General features: G+C 67.3%; 12 protein-coding genes and 1 riboswitch. Of the genes, 5 read left to right on the forward strand and 7 right to left on the reverse strand.

Annotated elements, in window-relative coordinates; translation table 11 throughout:
- Positions 1-6: 6 nt before the first annotated feature.
- The 4 genes from N0B71_RS14605 to N0B71_RS14620 all read right to left on the reverse strand — a co-directional run bounded on the left by N0B71_RS14605 (position 7) and on the right by N0B71_RS14620 (position 3,623).
- A complete protein-coding gene (locus tag N0B71_RS14605) occupies positions 7-726 on the reverse strand; it encodes an urea amidolyase associated protein UAAP1 (protein WP_259753287.1) in 720 nt (239 codons plus the stop codon).
- Positions 727-736: 10 nt separating this feature from the next.
- Positions 737-1,540 (reverse strand): ABC transporter ATP-binding protein, encoded by an 804-nt coding sequence (locus N0B71_RS14610; RefSeq protein WP_259753288.1) that lies wholly within the window; start codon positions 1,538-1,540, stop codon positions 737-739.
- Entirely contained in the window at positions 1,537-2,352 is an 816-nt protein-coding gene (locus tag N0B71_RS14615; RefSeq protein ID WP_259753289.1) for an ABC transporter permease, read from the reverse strand. The genes N0B71_RS14610 and N0B71_RS14615 overlap by 4 nt, the downstream gene beginning before the upstream one ends.
- Positions 2,353-2,558: 206 nt before the next feature.
- A complete protein-coding gene (locus tag N0B71_RS14620; protein WP_259753290.1) occupies positions 2,559-3,623 on the reverse strand; it encodes a putative urea ABC transporter substrate-binding protein in 1,065 nt (354 codons plus the stop codon).
- Between the two features lie 57 nt (positions 3,624-3,680).
- A riboswitch (guanidine-I (ykkC/yxkD leader) is annotated at positions 3,681-3,779 on the reverse strand.
- A gap of 269 nt (positions 3,780-4,048) precedes the next feature.
- On the opposite strand from N0B71_RS14620, the gene N0B71_RS14625 reads away from it, so the two are divergent.
- On the forward strand, positions 4,049-4,306 hold the full coding sequence (locus N0B71_RS14625; protein ID WP_259753291.1) for a DUF1145 domain-containing protein: 258 nt from the start codon (positions 4,049-4,051) through the stop codon (positions 4,304-4,306).
- A 123-nt stretch (positions 4,307-4,429) separates the two neighbouring features.
- Positions 4,430-4,588, forward strand: coding sequence for a hypothetical protein (locus N0B71_RS14630; protein ID WP_259753292.1), 159 nt, complete (start codon positions 4,430-4,432; stop codon positions 4,586-4,588).
- Between the two features lie 74 nt (positions 4,589-4,662).
- Here N0B71_RS14630 and N0B71_RS14635 read toward each other — a convergent pair whose 3' ends face one another.
- Positions 4,663-5,574, reverse strand: coding sequence for a LysR family transcriptional regulator (locus N0B71_RS14635; protein ID WP_259753293.1), 912 nt, complete (start codon positions 5,572-5,574; stop codon positions 4,663-4,665).
- 97 nt (positions 5,575-5,671) lie between these two features.
- Between N0B71_RS14635 and N0B71_RS14640 the strand changes: the two genes are divergently transcribed.
- From N0B71_RS14640 to lapD, 3 genes are all read left to right on the forward strand, one after another.
- Positions 5,672-7,645: an alkyl/aryl-sulfatase gene (locus N0B71_RS14640; protein WP_259753294.1), complete on the forward strand. Its 1,974-nt coding sequence runs from the start codon at positions 5,672-5,674 to the stop codon at positions 7,643-7,645.
- A 186-nt stretch (positions 7,646-7,831) separates the two neighbouring features.
- Positions 7,832-8,515, forward strand: a complete 684-nt coding sequence (gene lapG, locus N0B71_RS14645) for a cysteine protease LapG (protein WP_259753295.1) — start codon at positions 7,832-7,834, stop codon at positions 8,513-8,515.
- A gap of 56 nt (positions 8,516-8,571) precedes the next feature.
- A complete protein-coding gene (gene lapD / locus N0B71_RS14650; RefSeq protein WP_259753296.1) occupies positions 8,572-10,515 on the forward strand; it encodes a cyclic di-GMP receptor LapD in 1,944 nt (647 codons plus the stop codon).
- Between the two features lie 729 nt (positions 10,516-11,244).
- Here the strand turns inward: lapD and N0B71_RS14655 are convergent.
- Both N0B71_RS14655 and N0B71_RS14665 read right to left on the reverse strand, forming a co-directional pair.
- Positions 11,245-11,574 carry a tryptophan synthase subunit beta gene (locus tag N0B71_RS14655; RefSeq protein WP_259753297.1) on the reverse strand — a complete coding sequence of 110 codons (330 nt, stop codon included), beginning with the start codon at positions 11,572-11,574 and terminating at the stop codon, positions 11,245-11,247.
- 114 nt (positions 11,575-11,688) lie between these two features.
- Entirely contained in the window at positions 11,689-24,576 is a 12,888-nt protein-coding gene (locus tag N0B71_RS14665) for a retention module-containing protein (RefSeq protein WP_311197149.1), read from the reverse strand.
- Between the last annotated feature and the right edge of the window lie 190 nt (positions 24,577-24,766).

Consider the following 24,766-nt stretch of genomic DNA (forward strand, 5'->3'; position numbering starts at 1 on the left):
CGCTCCTTACAGATACTGGCGTTCGGTGTTGTGGAAGCCGCGGCCGTTCTCCGCGCGCGAGGTGCGGCAGAGCACGCTGATGCCGTCGGACGCGACCTGCTGCCAGGTCAGGCCGATGGGCTTGGGAGCGTACTGCGGGTTCGGGTCCAGCGGGTGCTGCAGGGCGGTGAGCACGACGAGGGTGTCCATCGGCGCGTAGAGCTCGACATGGTCGCCGGCTGTCGAGTTGCCCTGGGCGAAGCGCAAGCAGCCGTCGGCGTCCACGTCCACGCGGCTGAACAGGTTCAGGCACATCAGCAGGTCCTGCAGGCGCATGTCCCACTTGCCCATTTCCACCAGCAGGTTGTCCACGCCGTTGCGGTGGAAGCCGTTGCGCAGTTCCTGGTAGCGTCCCGCGCCGTATTTCTCCTGCACCTCGGCGGCATTCAGCACGCCGCCGAAGCTGTCGTGCCAGCCGCAGCTGTCGGCGGTGATGGCGGCCAGCACGCGGCCCATGTCCGAGTACAGGCAGTGGCCGGCGGTGAGCTTGGCGGTGTGCTGGCACTTGAGGCTGTCGGGCAGGTTCAGCCGCTCGCTTTTCTCGGCGGCATTGAACAGCAGCAGGCTGACGTTGCCGCCGCCTTCGATGTCGGTCAGGCGCAGCAGCTGGCCGCGCTTGAGGACGAAGGAGGTGTGGCCGCCGCCGGGGACGGTTTCTTCGTAAAGGGTGGTGCGCAGGTCGTTCATGTCGGGTTCCTCAGTAGGCCGGCGTGAGCAGCGGCGCGGCCGTTTCCAGGCGCGCGGCGAGCGGTTCGGGCAGGGCCGCGCGGGCGGCCTTGCGGTCGGCGTTGAGCGGGATGTCGTAGGTGATGCGGGCGCCATAGGCAGTCGGCGCCTGCGGGTCGTGGCGGACCTTGTCGAAGACCAGCAGGCGGGTGCCCAGGCTGAAGCCTTCGGCGAGGTCGTGGGTGACCATGAACACGGTGAGCCGGGTTTCCTGCCACAGCTCCAGCAGCAGGGCGTGCATGTCCTTGCGGATGCCCGGGTCCAGCGCGCCGAAGGGTTCGTCGAGCAGCAGCACGCGTGGCTTCATCACCAGCGCCTGGGCAATCGCCAGGCGCTGTTGCATGCCGCCGGAGAGGGCGCTCGGGTATTGCTCCAGGGCATGCCCGAGGCCGACGCGCTTGAGCAGTTCGGCGGCCTGTTCGCGGGCCTCGCGCTTGGCGCTGCCCAGCAGCCGGCCGAGCAGCGGCGAGCGCGGCAGCTCCAGGCCCAGGGCGACGTTGTCGAGCACGGACAGGTGCGGGAACACCGAGTAGCGCTGGAACACCACGCCACGGCTCGGGTCCGGCTCGCCCGGCAGCGGTTGGCCGTCGAGCAGCAATTCACCACGGCTGGGGCGCTCCTGGCCGAGCAGCAGGCGCAGGAAGGTGGACTTGCCGCAGCCGGAGGCGCCGACCAGGGTGCAGAACTCGCCTTCGTTCACCTCGAGGTTCAGGCGTTCCAGCACCACGTTGCCGTCGTAGGACTGCCAGACGTTACGGACGCAGATAAAGCTCATGCCTTGCCTCCTTCGTACCAGGGGAAGGCACGCCGGGTGAGGGCGCGCAGCGCCCAGTCCATCAGCCAGGCCAGCGCGGTGATCCACACCACGTAGGGCAGGATCACGTCCATGGCCAGGTAGCGGCGCACCAGGAAGATGCGGTAGCCCAGGCCGTCGGTGGAGGCGATGGCCTCGGCGGCGATGAGGAACAGCCAGGCCGAGCCGAGCATCAGGCGCAGGGAGATCAGCAGGCGCGGCATCAGTTGCGGCAGCACCACGCGCAGGATCAGCGTCCAGGTGCTGGCGCCCAGGGTCTGTGCCTTGATCAGCAGCTCGCGGGGGATTTCCCGGGCGCGCTGTTCGATGTCGCGGGCGATGCAGGGGGCGACGCCGATGACGATCAGCACCACCTTGGACAGCTCGCCGAGGCCGAAGACGATGAACAGCACCGGCAGGATCGCCAGCGGCGGGATCATCGACAGCACGGTGAGCAGCGGCGAGAGTGGCGCGCCGAACAGCGGCACGCTGCCGGCGGCGATGCCCAGCACCAGGCCGAGCAGGGCGGCGATGGACAGGCCCAGCCCCAGACGTTGCAGGCTGGCGCCGGTGTCCTGCCAGAACAGCACCTCGCCGGTGCGCTTGTCTTCGCTCAATGCCAGGCGATTGACCGCATCGGCCATCTGCGCGGCGCTGGGCAGCAGCTTGTCGTTGGGGTTCTCCGCCAGCCGCGACGCCGAGCCTGCGAAGTAGGCGAACAGCAGCAGGGCGAACGGCAGCAGAACTAGGAACAGGCGGCCACTGCGGTCGGGGGTTCGGTTGATCAGGCGCATGGGGTGTACCTGTGGATTTCCGTGTGAAGCGCCCTCTCCCTTCGGAGCTGGGCGCGCAGCCAGGGCGGGGGAGATGGGCTCTAGTAGAAGCGAGGGGGGCGCCCAGTTCTTGCTCGCGAACAGAGTTCCGCCTGGCACTCGGATGTCATGCGGTTCGCGAGCAAGGGCTAGGCGCCCCCCTCGGTCCTACGAAAAGCTGTCGAGCCTCAGAGCTTCCCGTCCGCCGCCATCTGCACGTAGGTCGGGTCGAAGCGCAGCTTGAGGTTCTGCGCATCGCCGGTGGTGAGGCCGCCGGCGAAGCTCATGCCGACCGCCTCGGCGCTTTTCGCACCTTCGCCGAGCAGGCCGTGGGCGAAGGAGAAGGCCGCCACCTTGTCCATGGTCGCCGGCAGTTTCGGGCTGGTGGCGAAGGCCAGTGCTTCCTGTGGCGTGGCAAACAGCTTGGTGGTGGCGAGCTGGCTCTGGTAGCCGGGGAGGTCGGTGCCCGAGGCCTTGGCCATGTGCTCCAGTGCGGCGCGGGTCTCGGCGCTGTCGCCCTGCATCAGCGCCACGGTTTCGAACCAGGCGCCGGTCAGTGCCTTGCCCAGGGCGGGGTTGTCCTTCAGGACCGCGCTGTTGACCACCATCATGTCCATGATCTCGCCGGGAACCTGGCTGGAGTTGAACACCTCGGTGGTGCCCGGCTTGGCGCGGGCTTCGGCGAGCATCGGGTTCCAGGTGGTCACGGCCTGCACCTCGTCGGTGTTGAAGGCGGCGGCGATGTCGGCATCGGAGGTGTTCACCGTCTTCACGTCCTTCTCGGTCAGGCGGGCGTTCTCCAGGGCGCGGGCGAGCAGGTAGTGGGAGACGGACAGTTCCACCAGGTTGACGTTCATGCCCTTGAGGTCGGCCAGGGTCTTGCCTTCGCCCTTGAGGACGATGCCGTCGTTGCCGTTGGAGAAGTCGCTGACGATCAGCGCGGTGGAGTCGACGCCGCCGGCGGCCGGGATGGTCAGGGCGTCCATGTTGGTCATGGTGCAGCCGTCGAACTGCCCGGCGGTGTACTGGTTGATCGACTCGATGTAGTCGTTGAGCTGGGTGACCTTGATCTGGATGCCGTACTTCTTCGCCCACTTGTCGACGATGCCGTGGCTGGCCGCGTACTCCCAGGGCATCCAGCCGGCGTAGAGGGTCCAGCAGAGGTTGAAGCTGTTCTTCGCGGCGGCGGAGGCAGAGACGCTGAAGGCGGCGAGGCCGGCAGCGAACAGGGCGGTCAGAAGGGGCTTGCGCATGGAGCATCTCCAGTCGATTGTCGGGCAGGCAGGAGTCGGGCGGCACGTGTCGCTCTCGTCTCCCGGGCTTTTGTCCCGCCGTGTAACCTCGCTGGAGGTCGATGACTCTCGGACCAGCCACTCGCCGCGCGAGCCGGAACCCTAGTCATCCATTGTCAGATTGTGGTGCCGCTGTCCGATGGCTTCGGATCGTTCCTGCACGCCGGGAACCAAGCGAGCGGCGTGCCAAGTTGGCGAAAGTGCCGGGGCAGAAGGGCTGCGCCGCCTCACGGCGGGTTTTTCGCTGCATGCCGGGGCGTTCGTCCGCCCCCAAATGAAGCGCGGCGCCGCATCCTGGTGCGTGCGGGCCAGTCGAAAGACAGGAGCGTGCCACGCCAGCCCGGCGGCAGACTGCGGTGACCTTCACCGTCGAGGAATCCATCGCCATGTCCGAGTTGCTGAGCTTCGCCAAGGGCGCGCTGACGCTGTTCTGGGTCGCCGCCGTGCTCAACCTGATCTACCCCTTCGGCGAGCTGCATCGCCCGCTGCTGTGGCTGTCCACGATCCTGCTGGTGGCGCATGTGGGCGAGGTGCTGTTGCTGGCGCGCCGCCGTCCCTGGCTGGAGCAGGCGCAGGTGCTGCTGTTCGGCGTGCTGCACCTGCAGAGCCGCAAGCTGCGCCGGGCGGGCACTGTAAACGGCTGATTTACCGAAGCTTTACCTTTGGCCGCGGCACCGCCGTCGGGCACGCCTGTCTGATCCTGTGAGCCCGGAAGAATGTACGCCCCGCATCCCGGCGGGGCGGCCGGCTCGCCTGATGGAGGCGCCATGCGTCGTATTTTTGCTGCTGTTTTGCTCACCCTTCCGTTGACCGGGTGTGTGTTCATCGATCATGACCACGGCCGCTGGGGCGGCCCGCATCGCTATGGCTACGATGCGCCGGCGCCGGGCTACTACGGTGGCCCCCACCCGGACTGGCGCCGTTGAGTCTCAGGGGAAATCCAGAACCCCTCGCCCGCTGGGGTGAGGGAGAGCCCAGAGCCGAACTCTCATGATGGTGCTCAAAGCGCGGCGTTGAACGCCGCGTCTTCCTCCAGCAACAGCTCGACGAACTGGCTGGCCGCCGGCGACAGGCTGCGGCTGGCGTGGCGCACCAGCGCATAGGCGGAGCCGCGCCCGGCGACCTCGCTGCTGCCGGGCCAGGGCAGCACGGCCAGGTTGCCGGCCTGCACATCGGCGGCCACCACGTCCCAGGTGGCCAGGCAGAGCACGTCGCTGCCCTTCACCAGTTCCTTGAGCATCAGCACGTCATCGCATTGCACGCTCAGCGGTTGCTCGCGGCCCAGGGTGCGTGCCAGTCCCTCGTGGGCGTCGCGCGGCAGGCGCGGGCCGGCCAGGGGGTAGTCGAGCACCCGCGCCACCGAGGGAATGCTGGCGATCAGCGGATGCCCCGGTCGGCAGAACAGCACGCCGCGGTGCACCCGCAACGGCAGGATGTCCAGGCGGCTGTCGCCTTCGAGTTCGCGGTAGTCGGCGATGAACAGTTCCAGTTCGTCGTCCAGCAGGCGCTGATGCAGCTCGCTCCAGTTCTCGATGGAGAGCAGGACCGAGACTTTCGGGTGCGCGCTGCTGTAGCGCGCCAGCACCTGCGGCATCAGGCGCGCGCCGGGAAAGGGGCCCGCGCCCAGGCGCAGCTCACCGGTTTCCAGGTCCGCCAGTTGCAGCACCGCGTTCTTCAGCGCGCGGTCGCCGGCCAGCAGGCGGCGCGCGTGCTCCAGCACCAGCCGGCCATGGGCGGTGAGGGTGACGCCGCGCGGGTTGCGGTCCACCAGCTGGCAGCTCAGCTGGCCCTCCAGCGCCTGGATGCTGCGCGACAGGGCGGGCTGGCTGAGATTCACCGCATCGGCGGCGCGGGCGAAGTGGCCGTGCTCGGCAAGGGCAACGAAGTGGCGTAGCTGGCGAAGATCGCTCATGCGCGTCCTGCATCGATTGTTGAATAGGAATGCATTGGAATTATTAACGCAGCGGCCGGCATAGTGCGAGCACAACAACAAAGCCCGGAGTGCTCCGATGTCCCGTCTTTCCGCCGCCGTGCTGCTCGCCAGCCTCTGCCCCGGCCTGCTGCTCGCCGCCGAACAACCCAAGCCGCCGTCGTCCTTCACCCAGGCCGCCCAGGAGCAGGTGCGCCAGTCGCTGCCCTTCAACGACCGCGCCGATTTCGAGCGGGTGGAAAAGGGCCTGATCAAGCGCCCCGACAACCTCGTCATCAAGAACGACGACGGCACGGTCGCCTGGCAACTGGGTGGCTACGATTTCCTCAAGGCCGCCAAGGACGTCGCCAGCGTCAACCCCAGCCTGCTGCGCCAGGCCCAGCTGAACCTCAGCTACGGCCTGTTCAAGGTCACCGACGGCATCTACCAGGTGCGCGGCTACGACCTGGCCAACACCACCTTCATCGAAGGCAAGACCGGCTGGATCGTCATCGACACCCTGACCACCCCGGCCACTGCCAAGGCCGCCTACGCCCTGGTGAGCCAGGAGCTGGGGCAGAAGCCGATCCGCGCGATCATCTACAGCCATGCCCACATCGACCACTTCGGTGGGGCGAAGGGCCTGGTGAGCCAGGAGCAGGTGGACAAGGGCGAGGTGCAGATCATCGCGCCCAAGGGCTTCATGGAGGCGGCGATCAAGGAAAACGTGCTCGCCGGCAACGCCATGCTGCGCCGCGCCACCTACCAGTACGGCACGATGCTGCCGCAGGGCCCGCAAGGGCATGTCGACATGGCCATCGGCAAGGCCGTCGCCCACGGCCCGATGAGCCTCATCGCACCGACCAAGACCGTCGATGGTTCGCTGGTGGAGATGGACATCGACGGCGTGCCCGTCACCTTCCAGAACACACCCGGCACCGAGTCGCCGGCGGAGATGAACGTCTGGCTGCCGCAGCAGAAGGCCCTGCTGATGGCCGAGAACGTCACCGCCACGCTGCACAACCTCTACACCCTGCGCGGCGCCGAAACCCGCGACCCGCTGGGCTGGAGCAAGTACATCAACGAGGCGCTGCACCGCTTCGGCGACAAGGCCGAGGTGATGTTCGCGGTGCACAACTGGCCGCGCTGGGGGCACGAGGACATCGTCCGCACCCTGGAGAAGCAGCGCGACATGTACGGCTACCTCAACGACCAGACCCTGCACCTGGCCAACAACGGCGTGACCATCAACCAGATCCACGAGCGCCTGAAGGTGCCGCCGGAGCTGGCCAACGAGTGGTTCAACCGCGGCTACCACGGCAGCGTCAGCCACAACGTGCGCGCGGTGGTGAACAAGTACCTGGGCTACTACGACAGCAACCCGGCGACGCTGAACCCGCTGGCGCCGGAAGAGTCGGCGGTGAAGTACGTCGAGTTCATGGGCGGCGCCGATCACCTGCTGCAGATGGCCAGGGCATCGTTCGACAAGGGCGAGTACCGCTGGGTGGTGGAGGTGGTCAACAAGCTGGTCTTCGCCGATCCGGCCAACCAGGCCGCGCGCAACCTGCAGGCGGACGCCCTGGAACAGCTCGGCTACCAGGCGGAGAACGCCGGCTGGCGCAACAGCTACCTGATGGCCGCGCAGGAACTGCGCAACGGCGTGCCCAAGGACCTGCCGTCGATGAAGTCGGGCAGCCCCGATGCCCTGGCGGCGATGGATACCGGCCTGCTGTTCGACTACCTGGGCGTGCGCCTGAACGCGGAGAAGGCCGAGGGCGAGGACTTCGCCATCAACCTGGTGCTGCCGGACAAGGACGAGCAGTACCTGCTGGAACTGAAGAATTCGCACCTGAACAACATCAAGGGCGTGCAGAGCGAGAACGCCGGGCAGACCGTGACCATCGACCGCGCCGACCTCAACCGCCTGATGCTCAAGCAGGTGTCGCCGGTACGCCTGGTGTTCGAAGGCAAGCTCAAGAGCTCGGGCAACCCGCTGCTGCTGGCCAAGCTGTTCGGCATGCTGGAGGACTTCGACTTCTGGTTCGACATCGTCACCCCGCCGCAGAAGAGCTGATCCATTGCCCCTCCCGCGCGGCCGTTCCCCTGCTGGCCGCGCGTCCCTCGATGGCACGATGCGAGTGATTGCATTGTGCCATTGTTTTTTCCGCCGCCAGTCTGCACCATGCCACCCCTGCGCCCGCAGCTGGTTGTCGGCGCTCGCAGTCGAGTCGTCGCGATCATGCTCAGCCGTTGTTCCAGGATGCTGCGTCGTTGCTGGCCGGGGCCGTTGGCCCTGGTGCTGGCGACGTCGCTCGGTGTCCTGGCGGGCGCGCAGCAGAACGAGTGGGATTTCCAGCGGATCAGCCAGCAGTCCACCCGGCTCTACGGTCCGTTGGGCGAAGGCCAGGCACGCATCGATGCCTGGCAGAAGCTGCTGGCGCAACAATCCGCCGCCAGCGAGCGTGACCAGCTGCAGGCGGTCAATCGCTTCTTCAACGACCAGCTGCGCTTCACCGACGACCTGAGCCTCTGGCACGAAGTGGACTACTGGGCCACGCCGGTGGAGGCGTTGCTCAAGGGGGCCGGCGATTGCGAGGATTTCGCCATCGCCAAGTACATCAGCCTGCGCCACCTCGGGGTGCCGGCGCAGAAGCTGCGCATTACCTACGTCAAGGCGCTGCGCCTGAACCAGGCGCACATGGTGTTGACCTATTACCCACGGCCCGACGCCGTGCCGCTGGTGCTGGACAACCTGATCGGCAGCATCCTGCCGGCCAGCCAGCGCAGCGATCTGCAGCCGGTCTACGCCTTCAATGGCGAGGGCCTCTGGCTTGCCGGCAACGGTGCCGGCGGCGGCAAGCAGGTGGGCGACAGCAAGCGGCTCTCGCGCTGGCAGGACCTCTTGAAGAAGATGAAGGCCGAAGGCTTCCCCCTGGAGGAATAGCCTTCGATGAATAGCCGCGCAACGAATAGCTCCCACGGGGGGAGCCTGGAGACACGATGTCCCTGTTCAAACAGTTGTTGATCGCCATCTGCCTGTTCCTGGTGGTCGCCTTCAGCGGCAGCTTCATGGTCGGCCTGGAAAGCTCGCGCGAGCAGTACGGCAACCAGCTGCGCTCCCACGCCCAGGACGCGGCCACCGCGCTGGGCCTGTCGTTGACGCCGAACATCGACGACCCGGCGATGGTCGAGCTGATGGTCAGCTCGATCTTCGACAGCGGCTACTTCGAGAGCATCCGCGTGATCGACCTGGCCACCGGCAAGGTGATGGTGGAGCGCACCGGCGTGCCCGACGCGGTGGCGGCCAAGGTGCCGCAGTGGTTCATCGCGCTGATCGACCTGCATTCGGCCGGCGGCGATGCCATTGTCAGCCGCGGCTGGAGCCAGGCGGCGCGGGTCGAAGTGCTCAGCCACCCGATGTTCGCCATCGCCAGGCTCTGGCAGAGCGCCCTGGGCAGCCTGCTCTGGCTGGTGCTGTGCGGCATCGCCAGCGCCGTGCTCGGCGCCATCTTGCTGCGCCGCCAGCTGAAGCCGCTGGACTACATGGTGGCGCAGTCCCACGCCATCGCCCGGCGCGAATTCCTCAGCCTGCCGGAACTGCCGCGCACGCCCGAGCTGCGCCGCGTGGTGCAGGCGATGAACCAGATGGTGGAGAAGCTCAAGGCGCTGTTCCAGGAGCAGGCGCAGCGCAGCGAACGCCTGCGCGACGAGGCCTACCAGGACAGCCTGACCGGGCTGGGCAACCGGCGCTTCTTCGACATGCAGCTGAGCAACCGGCTGAGCGCCGAGGACCAGGTCAGCAGCGGCGTGCTGCTGGTGCTGCGGGTCAATGACCTGGCCGGGCTGAACCAGCGCCTGGGCGGGCAACGCGTCGACCAGTTGCTCAAGGCGGTGGCCGATCAGCTGCGCCTGGCCGGGCAAGGGCTGGGCGCCGGCCTGACCCTGGCGCGCAGCCGCGGTGGCGAATTCGTGATGCTGGCGCCGGGGCTGATGCCCGAGGACGCGCCGGCCCTGGCGATGCGCCTGGAGGGCATGCTCGCGGCGCTGGTGAGCACCGGTGCCAGCGATGTCAGCCCGGTGGCGTGCCTGGGGCTGGTGCCGTTCGTTTCCGGCGAGTCGGCGCAGACGCTGCTGCAGCGCGCCGACGAGGCGCTGGTGCAGGCGGAGCGGCAGCACGACAGCTGCTGGGCCTTCCTCCAGGGCGGCGCGAAGCCGGTGGCCGAGGAGCGCCACAGCTGGCACCAGCTGCTGGACGAGGCGCTGGTGCACAAGCGCTTCCAGCTGCACTTCCAGGCGGTGGTGTCCTGCGCCGACCCTCAGGTGGTGCTGCATTACAAGGTGCTCTCGCGCCTGCCGGACGGGCAGGGCGGCAGCCTCGCCGCCGGGCGCTTCCTGCCCTGGCTGGACCGCTTCGGCTGGACCGCGCGGCTGGACCTGCTGATGCTCGAAAGCGTGCTGGCCGACATGGCCCGGCACAATCGCCCGCTGGCGCTGAACCTTTCCAGCGCGCTGCTGCGCGATGAGTGGGCCACCACCCGCGTCTTCGACCTGCTGCGCCAGCACCCGCAGTTTGCCGGGCGCCTGACCCTGGAGCTGGAGGAGGACCAACTGCCGGCGCAGCCGGTGCTCGAAGCCCTGACCCGCCGCCTGGGCGAGCTGGGCTATCGCCTGAGCCTGCAGCATTTCGGCGGGCGCTTCAGCATGATCGGCAACCTGGCGCGGCTGGGGCTGGCGTACCTCAAGGTGGATGGCAGCCACATCCGTCATATCGACCAGGAGAACGACAAGCGCCTGTTCATCGAGGCCATGCAGCGCGCGGCTCACAGCATCGACCTGCCGCTGATCGCCGAGCGCGTGGAGACGGCCGGGGAGTTCCGGGTGCTGAAGGAGATGGGCATCCAGGGCGTGCAGGGGCAGCTGTTTGGTGGGCCGGCGCCGTGGTGATGGGTGTTCATACCGGTGACGCCGGCCCTGCCGGCGGTTCGCGGGCATGGCCCGCTCCTACAGGCTGACCTCGGCGCTTACATTGGCGTAGGAGCGGACTTTGTCCGCGATGCTCTGTGCTTCGGGGGGAGCTCTGCGCCGCTTCCACTCGACCGCCTGAACAGGACGTGAGTCGCGCAGCCCCCTTTGTAGGAGCGGGCCATGCCCGCGACATGCCTCAGCGCTGACTCGGCTTCACGACGGAGCACGCACGTAGGATGGGTGGAGCGCAGCGATACCCATCGATGGCATCGCCCCGAACCGCATGGGTATCGCAAGCTCCACCCATCCTACCAAGGTGTTCTTCTGCGAGGGCAGCAGAGTGCGGTTCGCGAGCAAGCTCGCTCCTACGAGGAGCACGCCGACGCGACGCAGGAATCTCCCCACGTGATCGCGGACGGAGTCCGCTCCTACGGGAGCGGAAACGACGGAGTGAGCCAGCGGGAGGCGTCCCCGACCTGCTTCTGAACGGGAGCATTCGGAACGTGCGGTGGTTGCGCTGATAGTTTCTGAGAGCCAAAGCCGAAGGCATGGGCTCTTCGTAGGAGCGAGCTTGCTCGCGAAGCCCCAGCGCCGAACTTACCCTGTAGGAGCGGGCCATGCCCGCGAACCGCCGGCAGGGCCGGCGTATCAGGCAGTTCGCTGCTGGGCAACCGAAGCCCGCAGGCGTCGGCCCAAAGAAAACGGGGCTCAGATCAGCCCCGTTTCCTCGTCGTCGTTGATCAGCCGGGTCAGCCCACCCAGCGCCTCGCGCGCCTGGGTGCGGTTGAGCAGCTTGGAGCGCGCCGCCGGCGGCAGGTCGGTGATGCGGATGACGCCCTTGGTGATCAGCACCGAGATCAAGTCCTCCAGTACCCGGATCATGTCCAGGTCGCTCTGCTTGAGCTGCAGCAGGCTGCTCTCGGCCGCCCAGGCCTGGATGTCCGGATGGTCCGCCGGCAGGGTGCCGGTGGCGCCTTCGAATTCGGCGTCCTCGACGCGGGAAATCTTCCCCTCGGCGTTGCGCTGGATGTACAGCATCGACCCGTCCCCTGTTTCGTGATGTGAAGGGGCGACAGCGCAGCCACCCCGAAGGGTGGCCCGCTGTCGCCGTGTCAGAGCCTGACCGGTTGGAAGCCGTGCGGCAACCGCGGATCAGTGATGCTCAGTCTTGACCACCGGGTCGGAACCCGCCACCAGCTTGTTGACGATCTCGGTGGAGGTCGAGCCGTAAGCGGAGAGGTCGACGCCGCTCAGCTTGATGGTGACGTCCGCCGCGCCGCCGTTGTTGATCTGCCCGGTGGTGCTCACCTGCAGGGTCGAGGTCGCGGTGTCCACCTTCAGGTAGCTGAGGATGTCGTTGTGCGCGGTGTCCGGCAGCAGGTCGCTGATGTCGATGCGGTCGCCTTCACCGGCCTTGAAGTCGGTGATGGTGTCGTTGCCGATATCGCCGGCCTTCCAGATGAAGGTGTCGGCACCCGCACCGCCGGTGAGGATGTCGTCGCCCTTGCCACCGGTGAGCTGGTCGTTGCCGGTGCCGCCGAAGAGGATGTCGTTGCCATTCTCGCCGAACAGGAAGTCGTTGCCGCCCTGGCCGTAGAGGATGTCGTTGCCATCGCCGCCGTACAGGTGGTCATCGCCGCCGCGGGTATCGCCGTCGACGTTGAACAGCGCGTGGTTGGCCTTGATGTAGTCGTACATCTCGTCGCTGGTGGCGGCGTGGCCGTTCTTCAGCTCGAGGAACGCCGACAGTGCGCTGACACCGGAGCCCGCTGGCAGGTCGGCCGGTTTCGCCGGGTTGCCGTTGACGCCCCAGGGCAGGTTATCGGTGTTGATGGTGTCACCGAAGATGATGTCGTCGCCCGCGCCGCCGGTGATGGTGTCGTGGCCCGAGGGCGCCAGCTCGGTGGAGGTGGAGCCGCCGTGCAGGGCGGCGGTGAGGTCGCTGGCCTGCTTGACGATGTCCACCTGGCCGACCGGGGCGTAGGTGGTGGTGGACTGCTTGAGGTTATCCAGGTTGACGGTCGCGGTGCCGGAACTGGAGTTGTCGGTCAGCACGAAGTCGATGCGGTAGGTGCCTTCGCCCACGGCCTTGTCGGTCGAGTAGGTGGTGTTGCTCGACGAGGAGGTCAGGGTGTGCGTTTCGACCGTCGTCCAGGCGCCGTTGACATACTGCTTCAGGCTCCAGGTGAAGGTGTCGTTGGCGTTCATGCTTTCGTTGAAGGCAAAGCTGAAGGTAGACGTGCTGTTCTTGGCGACGCTCAGGTCCGAGGTGATGGCCGTGGAGGAGCCGGCGGCGTTGGTGTCGGTCAGGCGCAGCTGGTTGCCGCTGATGCCCACCGAACCGGTCGAGCTCTTGCTCAGGGTCCAGCCGGGCAGGGCGCTGTTGTTGTCGAAGGTGAAGGTGGAGCTGCTGCTCCAGTTCACCGAGCCCAGGCCGGTGACGCTGGTGTTGTCGAAGTACTTGAGCGTGCTCTCGTTGACGCCGGTGCCGATCCCGATGGCGCGCACCTCGCTGAGCGCCGACAGGCTGGCGAAGGCCTGGGTGGTGTTCTGCATCAGGGAGCCGCTGCCGTTGGACTCGGTCGGGTCGCCGTCGGTGAGGAACAGCGTGACATTCTCGTAGCCGTTCTTCTGCGTGTTGAACCAGTTGACCGCCTGGCCGAAGGCTTCCTGGTAGTCGGTGCCGCCGGAAGCCTGCAGGCCCTGGTTCTGGTTCTGGCCGATGGCGTTGATCAGTTGATCGATGTTCGCATCGGACAGGTCGGTGATGCTGACCTTCAGGCTGGCGGTGCTCTGGAAGCCGATCAGGGAGATGTTGATGATCCCGTCATGGCCCTTGAGCTCGTTGGCCAGGTTGATCAGCGCGTCCTTGACCAGCTTGATCCGCGAGTTGGCGTACGCCGCGCCGGACTGGCCGGCGAGGTTGTAGGACATGCTGCCGGAGGTGTCGACCACCAGGGCGATGTTGTAGTTGGTGCCGCCCTGGGTGAGGGTCTTGATGCCGCCGACATCGCCGAGGATCACGTCGTCGCCCGAGCCACCGCTGAGGGTGTTGTCGCCGTTGGGGTTGGTCGCCGGGATCTGCACCTGGCCGACGTGGATGTCGAAGCCGTAAGTGGCCGAGGTATCGACGCCACCGTTGGCCACGCCGCCGCTGTCCTGGATGGCGAACTCGAAGTGAGCGTTGCTGCCCGAGCCGTCCGGAACGTAGGTCAGCTTGCCGGCGGCGATGTCGCTGGCGCTGACGGGCTTGCCAGCACTGATGGCCTGGCCGTTGAGCAGCAGGGTGCCGGAGTCCGGCAGGGCCTTGATCAGGATGTTCTGCAGGCTGTGGTTCTGGCCGTTGGCGGAGTCCGCGGTGTCGCTGAAGGCGAAGTCCTTGAGGGCGAAGGTGTAGGTCTTGCCGGCATAGACGCTGGCCGAGCCGTCGGCCGACAGCGGCGCATCGTTCACCGGAGTGACGTTGAAGGTCAGGGTGCTGGAGGCACTGGAGAAGCCGTCGTGGCTGTCCTGCACCGAGAACTTCAGGGTGGCGTAGGCGTTGCCCGCGGCGTTGGCCACCGGGGTGTAGACCAGGCTGGCGAGCAGGCTGACGGCGATCACCTGGCCGGCGGTCATCGACTGGCCATTGAGGCTCAGGCTGCCAGCGGTGGGCAGGCTGTCGATGCGGATGGCCTTGAGCGCGTCGCCGGCGTCCTTGTCGCTGAAGCCGAAGTCGCTGGCGCTGAAGCTGCGCTTGCCGTCCTCGTTCAGGGTCACGGTGCTGTCGGTGGCGGTGGGCAGGTCGTTGCTGCCGGTCACGGTGATGGTCACGGTGGCCGGTGCGCTGACCGCGCCCTGGGCATCCTTGGCGGTGTAGGTGAAGGTCACCTGGCGCGATTCGCCGACGTTGAGCGCGTCGAAGTCAGTGCCGGGGTTGAACACGTAGCTGCCGTTGGCGTTGAAGGTGAGGCTGCCGTTGCCGGCGCCGACGTCCTTCACCAGGGCATAGCCGTTGGGGTTGACCGCGCTGTCGATGTCGCTGGCAGCCGGCACCACGCCACTGAGGCTGTTGTTCTCGCCGGTGGTCTGCTGGTCGTTTTTGGCCTCCGGTGCATCGTTCACCGGGTTGATGCCCACGGTGACGGTCGCGGTGCTGGTGCCGCCGTGGCCATCGCTGATGGTGTAGGTGAAGCTGCCGGTACCGTTGAAGTCCTTGGCCGGGGTGAACACCACGTTGCCGTTTTCCAGCTTCACGCTGCCGTTGACCGCGTTCTGCACGCTGACGATCGACAGGGTGTCGCCGTCGACGTCGCTGTCGTTGCCCAGCAGAGTCTGCGGGGCGATGGTCAGCGCGGTGTCTTCGTTGGTCACCAGCTCGCTCACCGCGTGGGTCAGCGCCGTGCCGCCGAGCACGCTGTAGGTGCCGCCCTGCGGGCGCATTTCCACCTGCAGCTGGGCCTGGCCGCCCTGGTCCCAGTAGACGATCTCGATGCTGTGGCTGCCGCTCTGGGCGATGCTGAAGACCGCCGATTCACGGCCGGTCGGGCTCTGGTTGGCGTCGAACTTGAACACCTCTACGCCGTCGATCCTGATGCTGAAGCCGTCGTCGGCATTCACCCGCAGCTGATAGTTGCCGGCGTTGAGGTTGATCGCCCCGGTCAGCTGGATGATCGCGTCGGAGGTGTTTGCCGGGTCGCTGCTCAGGGAGTTCGCATCGTTGCCGAGGAACTTCTGCAGGTTGCCGTCGCCGCCCAGGTCACCGCCGCTGAGGCTGTAGTTCAGCGAAGTGGCGGTGAAGGTGGCGGCGGCCGCCTTGCCGTTGATGAACGAGGAAACCTGCGACAGGCTGGTCAGGTTGCTGCCATCGACGCCCTCGCGGTAGCCCCAGTAGCTGCCCTTCAGGCCGCTGAGGGTGAAGGTGTCGTTCACTGCCAGCGGGGCGTCGTTCACCGGGGTGACGTTCAGGGTGAGGGTGTTCGGCGTGGTGTCGAACGCATTGGCGCTGTCCTTCACCGAGAAGGTGAAGCTGGCGTAATTGTCGCCGTTGGCGTTGGCGGCCGGGGTGAACACCAGCTTGCCGAGGTCGGCGGCGCCGATCACCTGGCCGGCGGTCACGGCGTTGCCGTTGAAGGTCAGGGTGCCGTGGGTGGGCAGGCTGTCGATGCGCACGCCGCTGAAGGTGTCGCCGCTGTCCACGTCGGTGAAGCCGAAGTCGGCGGCGCTGAAGTTGCGGCTGCTGTCTTCGTCCAGGGTGACGGTCTTGTCGGCGCCGTTGGGGGCGTCGTTGCTGCCGTTGACGGTGAGGGTGATGGTCTTCGGATCGCTGAGCGCGCCGGCGTCGTCCTTCGCCTGGTAGGTGAAGGTGACGGTTTCGCTCTGCCCGGCGGCCAGGTGGTCGAAGGCGGTGCCCGGCGTGAAGGTGTAACTGCCGTCGGCGTTGAAGACGAGGCTGCCCTTGCCCTGGGCGACATCGGTGGCCAGCTGGTAGCCGACCACGGTGCCGTCGATATCGGTGGCGGCCGGGACCTGGCCGTGCAGGACGGTGTTCTCTTCCGTGGATGCCGTGCCGTCGACGGCAACCGGGCGGTCATTGCTGCCGGTGACGGTGATGGTGACGGTCTGCGGGTCGCTCAGTGCGCCGTCATTGTCCTTCGCCTGGTAGGTGAAGGTCACGGTTTCGCTCTGGCCGGCGGCGAGGTGGTCGAAGTCGCTGCCCGGCGCGAAGGTGTAGCTGCCGTCGGCGTTGAAGGCCAGGGTGCCCTTGCCGGCCGCCACGTTGCTGGCGAGCTGGTAGCTGGCGACGCTGCCGTCCACATCGGTGGCAACCGGGACCTGGCCCTGGAGCACGGCGTTTTCGTCGGTGGTCTGGCTGTCGGCAAAGGCGACCGGCGCGTCGTTGGTGCCGTTGATGGTGACGGTCACGTTGCTGCTGGTGCCATCGGCGGCCTTCACGACGAAGGTGTCGGTGAGGTGCTCGCCGGCCTTCAGCTCGTTGAAGGCGGAGTTGGCCACGTAGGTCCAGCTGCCGTCGGTGGCGATGCTGAAGGTGCCGTAGGTGCCGGCGGTGTTGGTCTGTGCCTGGAAGCTGGCGGGCCCGTCGACGTCGGTGACGTTCAGCTTGCCGTCGAGGGTGACCGGGGCGTTGGTTTCATCGGCACTGCCGCTGGCCTGGCCGGTGATGACCGCCGCGTCGTTGCTGCCGGTGACGGTGATGGTGACGGTCTGCGGGTCGCTCAGTGCGCCGTCGTTGTCCTTCGCCTGGTAGGTGAAGGTCACGGTTTCGCTCTGGCCGGCGGCCAGGTGGTCGAAGTCGCTGCCCGGCGCGAAGGTGTAGCTGCCGTCGGTGTTGAAGGCCAGGGTGCCCTTGCCGGCCGCCACGTTGCTGGCGAGCTGGTAGCTGGCGACGCTGCCGTCGACATCGGTGGCAACCGGGACCTGGCCCTGGAGCACGGCGTTCTCGTCGGTGGTCTGGCTGTCGGCATAGGCGACCGGCGCGTCGTTGGTGCCGTTGACCGTGATGGTGATGGTCTGCGGATCGCTCAGCCCGCCGTTGTTGTCCTTGGCCTGGTAGGTGAAGGTGACGGTTTCGCTCTGGCCGGCAGTCAGGTGGTCGAAGGCGCTGCCCGGGTTGAAGCTGTAGCTGCCGTCGGCGTTGAAGGTCAGGGTGCCCTTGCCGGCGGCCACGTCGCTGGCCAGTTGGTAGCTGGCGATGCTGCCGTCCACATCGGTGGCGCTCGGAACCTGGCCGTTGAAGACGCTGTTTTCGTCGGTGGCCGCGGTGCCGTCGAAGGCGACCGGGTTGTCGTTGGTGCCGACGATGTTGACGGTCACGGTGGCGCTGGTGCCGTCGGCGGTCTTCACGGTGAAGGTGTCGGTCAGGGTCTGGCCGACCTTCAGTTCGTTGTAGGCGCTGCTGGCGACGTAGGTCCAGGCGCCGTCGGTGCCCAGGTTGAAGGTGCCGTACTTGCCGGCCACATCGCTCTGCGCCTGGAAGGTTGCCGGGCTGTCGACGTCGCTCGCGTTGAGCTTGCCGCCGGTGCTGACCGGCGCGTCGGTCTCGTTGACGCTGCTGGACTTCACGCCGCTGATGACGGCGGCGTCATTGCTGCCGGTGACGGTAATGGTGATGGTCCGGGGCTCGCTCAGCGCGCCGTTGTCGTCCTTCGCCTGGTAGGTGAAGGTGACGACCTGGCTCTGGCCGGCGGCCAGGTGGTCGAAGTCGCTGCCCGGCTCGAAGTGGTAGGTGCCGCTGGAGTTGAAGTTCAGCGAGCCGTTGCCCTGGCCGACGTCGGTGACCAGCTGGTAGCCGGAGACCTTGCCATCCGGATCGGTGGCGGCCGGTACCTTGCCGTTGACGCGGCCGTTCTCGTCGATGGTGACGCTGTCATCGTACGCGGTGGGTGCGTCGTTGGTGCCCAGGATGTTCACGGTGACGCTGGAGCTGGTGCCGTCGGCAGCCTTCACGGTGAAGGTGTCGGTCAGTTGCTCGCCCGGCTTCAGCTCGTTGTAGGCGTCCTTGGCGACGTAGGTCCAGGTGCCGTCGGTACCGAGGTTGAAGGTGCCGTATTTGCCGGCGACATTGGTCTGGGCCTGGAAGGCGTCCGGGCCGTCGACGTCGCTGACGTCCAGCTTGCCGGTGGTGGTGATCGGCGCGTTGGTCTCGTCCACGTTGACGATCTTCGCCCCGCTGATGATGGCGGCATCGTTGCTGCCGTTCACGGTCAGGGTCAGGACGTTCTCGTCGGTGGCGCCCTTGTCGTCGGTGACGATGAACTTGATCTGCAGCTCGAGGGTTTCGCCGGCGCCGAGCGTCTGGTAGTCGGCGTGGTTGCCGTCGAAGCTCCAGGTGCCGTTGGCGTTGAGGGTGAAGCCGCTGGGCGCGGCGTCCTTGAGGCTGAAGTACAGCGCGTGGCCGTCATCGATATCGGTCGCGGTGAGGGTGCCGCCGCTGATCTTGTCTTCATTCACCGAGGCGCTGGCCGCCTTGGCCACCGGTGCATCGTTGGTGCCGATGACGGTGATGGTCAGGGTGCTGGCGCTCTTCGCACCGAACTGGTCGGTGACGCTGTAGTTGACGGTGAAGACCTGGGTCGCGCCCACGGCCAGGTGCTGGTACGCCGCGTTGCTGGCGTCGAAGCTCCACTTGCCGCTGCTGTCGCTGCTGAAGCCCGCCGGCAGGCTGCCGGTGGTGGCGAAGGTCAGCACGGCGTTGTGGTCGACATCGCTGCCGGCCAGCTGGCCACCGATCTTGCTGTCCTCGTAGACGGTTTCCTTCATCACCCCGGCGACCGGTGCGTCGTTGGTGCCGGTGACGGTGATGGTCAGGGTGCTGGTGCCGGTGGCGCCGTGCTCGTCGGTGACCGTGTAGTGGATGACCACCGCCTGCTGCTCGCCCTGGGCGAGATTGTCGTAGGCCGGGTCCTTGGCATCGAACAGCCAGCTGCCGTCCGGCTTCAGGGTGAAGCCGGCGGTGTTCTGGGCGGTGCTGAAGGTCAGCTGGGCGTCGTGGTCGACGTCGGTGGCCTGCAGCTTGCCGGTGATCTCGCTGACCGGCTTGAGCTGGTTGCCCAGGGTGGTGCCGTTCGCGCCGTTGGTGGTCAGGGTCCAGTTGTTGCCGGTATGGCTGACCTGGCCGAGCACATTGCCGACGCTCACCTGCGACGGCAGGTTGCTCAGCACCAGGGTCGAGTCGACGAGGGTGTCGCCGGAGTCGGAAACGCCCAGGACGATGGTGTAGGTGCCCGGCTTGTCGAACACCTGCTGGAAGGTCTGCAGCCCCGAGTTGCCGCCGTCGCCGACCACGGACACGCTGGAGAGCAGCTGCACCTTCTGGCCGTTGACCTGCACGTAGGCGAAGTCGTTGAACGGGCCGTAGTCCTGGGTGCCGAACGACCAGTTGAAGCTGACCGCCTCGCCCGGCTGGGTGGTGGTCACGGTCAGGGTGATGGACGAGCCGTCGGTGGCGCCGGCCACGACGCCGAGGTCCTTGATGCCGCCTTCGACCGCGCTGGCGGTGGCCGGGTAGGCGACCGGCGCATCGTTGGTGCCGACAATATTGACGGTGACGCTGGCGGCGGTGCCGTCGGCGGCGTTCACGGCGAAGGTGTCGACCAGGGTCTCACCGACCTTCAGTTCGTTGTAGGCGGCGTTCGCGGTATAGGTCCACTGGCCGTCGGCGCCCAGGTTGAAGGTGCCGTACTTGCCGGCGACGTTGGTTTGCGCCTGGAAGGATTCCGCACTGTCGACGTCGCTGATGCTCAGCTGGCCGCCGGTGCTGATCGGGGCGTCGGTTTCGTTGACGCTGACCGAGGTCTGGCCGCTGATGACCGCGGCGTCGTTGCTGCCGGTGACGGTGATGGTGATGGTCTGCGGGTCGCTCAGCGCACCGTTGTCGTCCTTCGCCTGGTAGGTGAAGGTGACGTCCTGGCTTTCGCCGGCGGCCAGGTGATCGAAGTCGGTGCCCGGCTCGAAGGTATAGCTGCCGTCGGCGTTGAAGGTCAGGCTGCCATGACCCTGGCCGACGTCGGTGGCCAGCTGGTAGCCGACCACGCTGCCATCGATATCGGTGGCCAGCGGAACCTGGCTGGTGAAGGCCGCGTTCTCCCCGGTGGTCCTGCTGTCGCCGAAGGCCACCGGCGCGTCGTTGGTGCCGACGATGTTCACGGTGACCGTGGCGCTGGTGCCATCGGTCGCCTTGACGGTGAAGCTGTCGGTCAGTTTTTCGCCCTGCTTGAGCTCGTTGTAGGCCGCGTTGGCGGTGTAGGTCCACTGGCCGTCGGCGCCCAGGTTGAAGCTGCCGTACTTGCCGGCGACGCCGGTCTGCGCCTGGAAGCTGGCGGCGCCGTCGACATCGCTGACGGTCAGCAGGCCGCCGGTGGTGATCGGCGCGTCGGTCTCGTCCACATTCACGCTGGCCACGCCGCCGATCACGGCCGGGTCGTTGCTGCCGGTGACGGTGAGGGTCAGGGTCTGGGTGTCGGTGGCGCCGTGCTCGTCGGTGACGATGTACTTGACCTGGATGTCGCGGGTCTCGCCTTCGGCGAGGGACTGGTAGGCCGGGTCCTTGCCGTCGAAGGTCCAGCTGCCGTCGGTCTTCAGGGTGAAGCCGGCGGGCGGGTTGCCGGCCACGCTGAAGCTCAGCTTGGCGCCGTCGTCCACGTCGGTGGCGGTGAGCTGGCCCTTGCTGGCGGCGTCCTCGGCGGCTGCCGCGGTAGCGGCGTTGGCCTTGGGCGCGTCGTTGGTGCCGGTGACGGTGATCAGCAGCACGCTCGGGGTGCTGGCGCCGTGCTCGTCGGTGACGGTGTAACCGACGCTGATCAGCTGCGTCGCGCCCGCCTTCAGGTGCTGGTAGGCGGCATCGCCCGCGTCGAAGCTCCACTTGCCGTCGCTGCCCAGGGTCAGGCCCGCCGGGGCGGCCTGGTTCAGGCTGTAGGTGAGCTGCGCGCCGTGGTCGACGTCGATGGCTTTCAGCTCGCCGCTGATCTGCGCGTCTTCGCGGACGAAGGTCAGCGAGGGCAGGGCGATGGGCGTGTCGTTGGTGCCCGTGACGGTCAGCGTCAGGGTGTTGCTGCTGGTGGCGCCGTGTTCGTCGGTGACGGTGTAGTCGATGGACAACACCTTGCTCTCGCCGGCGGCGAGGCTCTGGTAGGCCGGGTTGAGGCCGTTGAAGGCCCAGGTGCCGTCCTTGAACAGGGTGAAGCCGGCGGGGGCCTTGTCGTTGAGGCTGAAGCTGAGCTTGGCGCCGTCGTCGACGTCGCTGGCGGTCAGCTTGCCGAGGCTGAGCTTGTCCTCGCTGGCGTTCGCCGAGGCGGCGTTGGCCACCGGCGCATCGTTGGTGCCGGTGACGGTGATGGTCAGCGAGCTGGCGCTGGTGGCGCCGTGCTCGTCGGTGACGGTGAACGGAATGCTCAGGGTCTGCGTGGCGCCGGCCTTCAGGTGCTGGTACTCGCTGACGCTGGCATCGAAGCTCCACTTGCCGTCGGCATCGACGCTGAAGCCGGCCGGGGCGGCCTTGTCCAGGGCATAGCTGAGCTTGGCGCCGTTGTCGGCGTCGCTGGCGGCGAGCTGGCCGCTGATCTGCGCGTCTTCCTTCACCGCGCCAGTGGTGGCGTTGGCGACCGGGGCGTCGTTGCTGCCGGTGACGGTGAGGGTGATGGTCTGCGGGTCGCTCAGGGCGCCATCGTTGTCCTTCGCCTGGTAGGTGAAGGTGATGTCGCGGGATTCGCCTTCGGCCAGGCCGTCGAAGTCCTTGCCCGGGTTGAAGACGTAGCTGCCGTCGGCATTGAAGGTCAGGCTGCCATTGCCCTGGCCGACGCCGGTGGTCAGCTGGTAGCCGGCGATGCTGCCGTCCACGTCGGTGGCGGCCGGGACCTGGCCGTTGAAGACGCTGTTCTCGTCGGTGCTGGCGCTATCGGCATAGGCCACCGGCGCGTCGTTGGTGCCGGTGACGGTGATGCTGACGGTCTGCGGGTCGCTCAGCGCGCCGTTGTTGTCCTGCGCCTGGTAGGTGAAGGTCACGGTTTCGCTGGCGCCGGCGGCCAGATGGTCGAACGCGCTGCCCGGGTCGAAGGTGTAGCTGCCGTTGGCGTTGAAGGTCAGCGAGCCCTTGCCCTGGGCGACGTCGGTGCTCAGCTGGTAGCCGACGACGGTGCCGTCCACGTCGCTGGCCGGCGGAACCTGGCCGTTGAGAACGGTGTTTTCTTCGGTGGTGGCGGTATCGGCGGAGGCGACCGGGGCATCGTTGGTGCCGTTGATGGTCACGGTCACGGTGGTGGGGGTACCGTCGGCGGCCAGCACGGTGAAGCTGTCGGTCAGGTGTTCGCCGAGCTTGAGCGCGTTGTAGGCGTCATTGGCGACGTAGGACCAACTGCCGTCGGCGGCGATGCTGAACGTGCCATGGTCGCCGGCGGTGCCGGTCTGGGCCTGGAAGCTCGCCGGGCTGTCGACGTCGCTGATGGTCAGCTTGCCCTCGAGGGTGACCGGGGCGTTGGTCTCATCGGCGCTGCCGCTGGTCTGGCCGGCGATCACCGCGGCGTCGTTGCTGCCGGTGACGGTGAGGGTGATGGTCTGCGGATCGCTCAGCGCGCCGTTGTTGTCCTTCGCCTGGTAGGTGAAGGTGACGTCGCGGGTTTCGCCCTGGGCCAGGCTGTCGAAGTCCTTGCCAGGGTTGAAGACGTAGCTGCCGTCGGCATTGAAGGTCAGGCTGCCGTTGCCCTGGCCGACGTCGGTAGTCAGCTGGTAGCCGGCGATGCTGCCGTCCACGTCGGAGGCGGCCGGCACCTGGCCGTTGAGCACGCTGTTCTCGTCGGTGGTCGCCGCGCCCGGCTGGGCAACCGGCGCGTCGTTGGTGCCGGTCACGGTGAGGGTGATGGTCTGCGGGTCGCTCAGCGCGCCGTTGTTGTCCTTCGCCTGGTAGGTGAAGGTCACGTCGCGGGTCTCGCCCTGGGCCAGGCTGTCGAAGTCCTTGCCGGGGTTGAAGACGTAGCTGCCGTCCGGGTTGAAGGTCAGGCTGCCGTTGCCCTGGCCGACGCCGGTGGTCAGCTGGTAGCCGGCGACGCTGCCGTCCACGTCGGAGGCGGCCGGCACCTGGCCGTTGAGCACGCTGTTCTCGTCGGTGCTGGCGGCGCCCGGCTGTGCGACCGGCGCGTCATTGGTGCCGGTCAGGGTCACGGTCAGGGTGGCGGTGCTGGTGGCGCCGTGCTCGTCGGTGACGGTGTAGGGAACCTGCACCACCAGGGTTTCGCCCTCGGCCAGGTGCTGGTAGGCCGGGTCCTTGCCATCGAAGGTCCAGCTGCCGTCCGGCTTCAGGGTGAAGCCCGCCGGCGGATTGCCGCTGCTGGTGAAGGTGAGGCTGCTGCCGGTGTCGCGGTCGGTGGCCAGCAGTTGGCCGCCGATCACGCTGTCCTCATTGCCGCTGGCCTGGCCATCCTGGGCGACCGGGGTGTCGTTGGAGCCCTGGACGTTGATGGTGATGACGCGGGTGTCGGTGGCGCCGGACGGATCGGTGACGGTGACGGTGAAGCTGTCGCTCGGGTTCTGGCCCTGGGGCAGGGCGTTCACGGCATTCGCATCGACCACGTAGGTGTAGCTGCCGTCGGCGTTGACGGTCAGCTCGCCATAGGCGCCCTTGGCGCTGCCGCTCCAGGTCAGGTTGCGGTCATCGACGTCGGTGGCGGTCAGCTGACCCTTGATGTCGGCGAAGCTGTCATTGGCGGCGGTGTCGGTGATGGCACTGGTATAGGTGCCAGTGGCCACCGGGGCGTCGTTCACCGGGGTGATGCCGACATTCACCACCAGCGTGCTGCTGGCGCCACGGGCGTCAGTGACGATCACGGTGAACGTGTCGGCGCCGTTGTAGTCGCCGTTGGGGTTGTACTGCCAGGTGCCGTTGGGGTTGAGCACCAGCAGGCCGTTGGCCGGAGCCTGGCCGACGCTGTAGGCGATCAGGTCGCCGTTGGGATCGCGGGCGGAGAAGGCGCCAGTGAGTTGCGTGTCTTCGGCGGTGGTGAGGTTCAGCACGCCGTTGCGGCCGTCGGTGATCACCGGCGCCAGGTTGGGCGGCAGTTCGCCCTGGCGCTGGTCGTCGCCCGCGCCTCCGTTGCCCAGGCCGTTGGTGGCATAGCCGATGTTCGCGTCGACGCGACCGGCCGTGGCGTCCAGCACCACGAAGCTGTGGCCGCCACCCACGCCGCCGTTGCCGCCTGCGGCCGAAGGCGCGGCGCTCGGGCCGGCTGCGGTGGGCGCCAGCGCCTGGGTCGGGTCGAGGCCGGCGGCGATGGCCTTCTGCAGGTCCTCGGTGCTCGGCGCGTTGACCGGCTGCGCGGCGGCGTGGTGCGCCTCGGCCTGCGGCAGGTCGGCGCTGCTCCATTGGCTGTCGCGGCCCAGGTCCACCAGGGTGCCCTTGCCGACGTCGAGCGTCACCGCGCCGGAAGCGCCGGTGAGCAGCTGCTCGCCCTGGTAGATGCGATCGCCTTCGACCAGCACGCGCTGGGCGCCTTCGGGGGATACCGCAATCACTTGGCCGATGATGCTTTTTACGACGGCGACGACGCTGCTCATGCACTTCTCCTGGTGAGGCTTGCCTGGTTGCCGACCGGCCGCGAGTGGGGTCGGCTCAGGAGGCATTCCCTTGTCTGTAAGAGCAAAAAGTTTGGCGTCAAAAACATGGCTTATAGCCGTTGGAAATTAGGTATATGCCAATGTATTGACCATTCGATTGCCATCCTAAACAATTGGCAAATCGATGTCA

The organism is Pseudomonas sp. GCEP-101, assembly GCF_025133575.1.
In the GTDB taxonomy this organism is placed as follows: Bacteria; Pseudomonadota; Gammaproteobacteria; order Pseudomonadales; family Pseudomonadaceae; genus Pseudomonas; species Pseudomonas nitroreducens_B.

What these genes read in the sequence shown, in the direction of transcription:
- lapD (WP_259753296.1), top strand. Translation starts at nt 8,572, where the DNA reads ATGTCCCTGTTCAAACAGTTGTTGATCGCCATCTGCCTGTTCCTGGTG.
- N0B71_RS14630 (WP_259753292.1), top strand. Translation starts at nt 4,430, where the DNA reads ATGCGTCGTATTTTTGCTGCTGTTTTGCTCACCCTTCCGTTGACCGGG.
- N0B71_RS14635 (WP_259753293.1), bottom strand. Translation starts at nt 5,574, where the DNA reads ATGAGCGATCTTCGCCAGCTACGCCACTTCGTTGCCCTTGCCGAGCAC.
- N0B71_RS14665 (WP_311197149.1), bottom strand. Translation starts at nt 24,576, where the DNA reads ATGAGCAGCGTCGTCGCCGTCGTAAAAAGCATCATCGGCCAAGTGATT.
- N0B71_RS14640 (WP_259753294.1), top strand. Translation starts at nt 5,672, where the DNA reads ATGTCCCGTCTTTCCGCCGCCGTGCTGCTCGCCAGCCTCTGCCCCGGC.
- N0B71_RS14625 (WP_259753291.1), top strand. Translation starts at nt 4,049, where the DNA reads ATGTCCGAGTTGCTGAGCTTCGCCAAGGGCGCGCTGACGCTGTTCTGG.
- N0B71_RS14620 (WP_259753290.1), bottom strand. Translation starts at nt 3,623, where the DNA reads ATGCGCAAGCCCCTTCTGACCGCCCTGTTCGCTGCCGGCCTCGCCGCC.
- lapG (WP_259753295.1), top strand. Translation starts at nt 7,832, where the DNA reads ATGCTGCGTCGTTGCTGGCCGGGGCCGTTGGCCCTGGTGCTGGCGACG.
- N0B71_RS14615 (WP_259753289.1), bottom strand. Translation starts at nt 2,352, where the DNA reads ATGCGCCTGATCAACCGAACCCCCGACCGCAGTGGCCGCCTGTTCCTA.
- N0B71_RS14610 (WP_259753288.1), bottom strand. Translation starts at nt 1,540, where the DNA reads ATGAGCTTTATCTGCGTCCGTAACGTCTGGCAGTCCTACGACGGCAAC.
- N0B71_RS14605 (WP_259753287.1), bottom strand. Translation starts at nt 726, where the DNA reads ATGAACGACCTGCGCACCACCCTTTACGAAGAAACCGTCCCCGGCGGC.
- N0B71_RS14655 (WP_259753297.1), bottom strand. Translation starts at nt 11,574, where the DNA reads ATGCTGTACATCCAGCGCAACGCCGAGGGGAAGATTTCCCGCGTCGAG.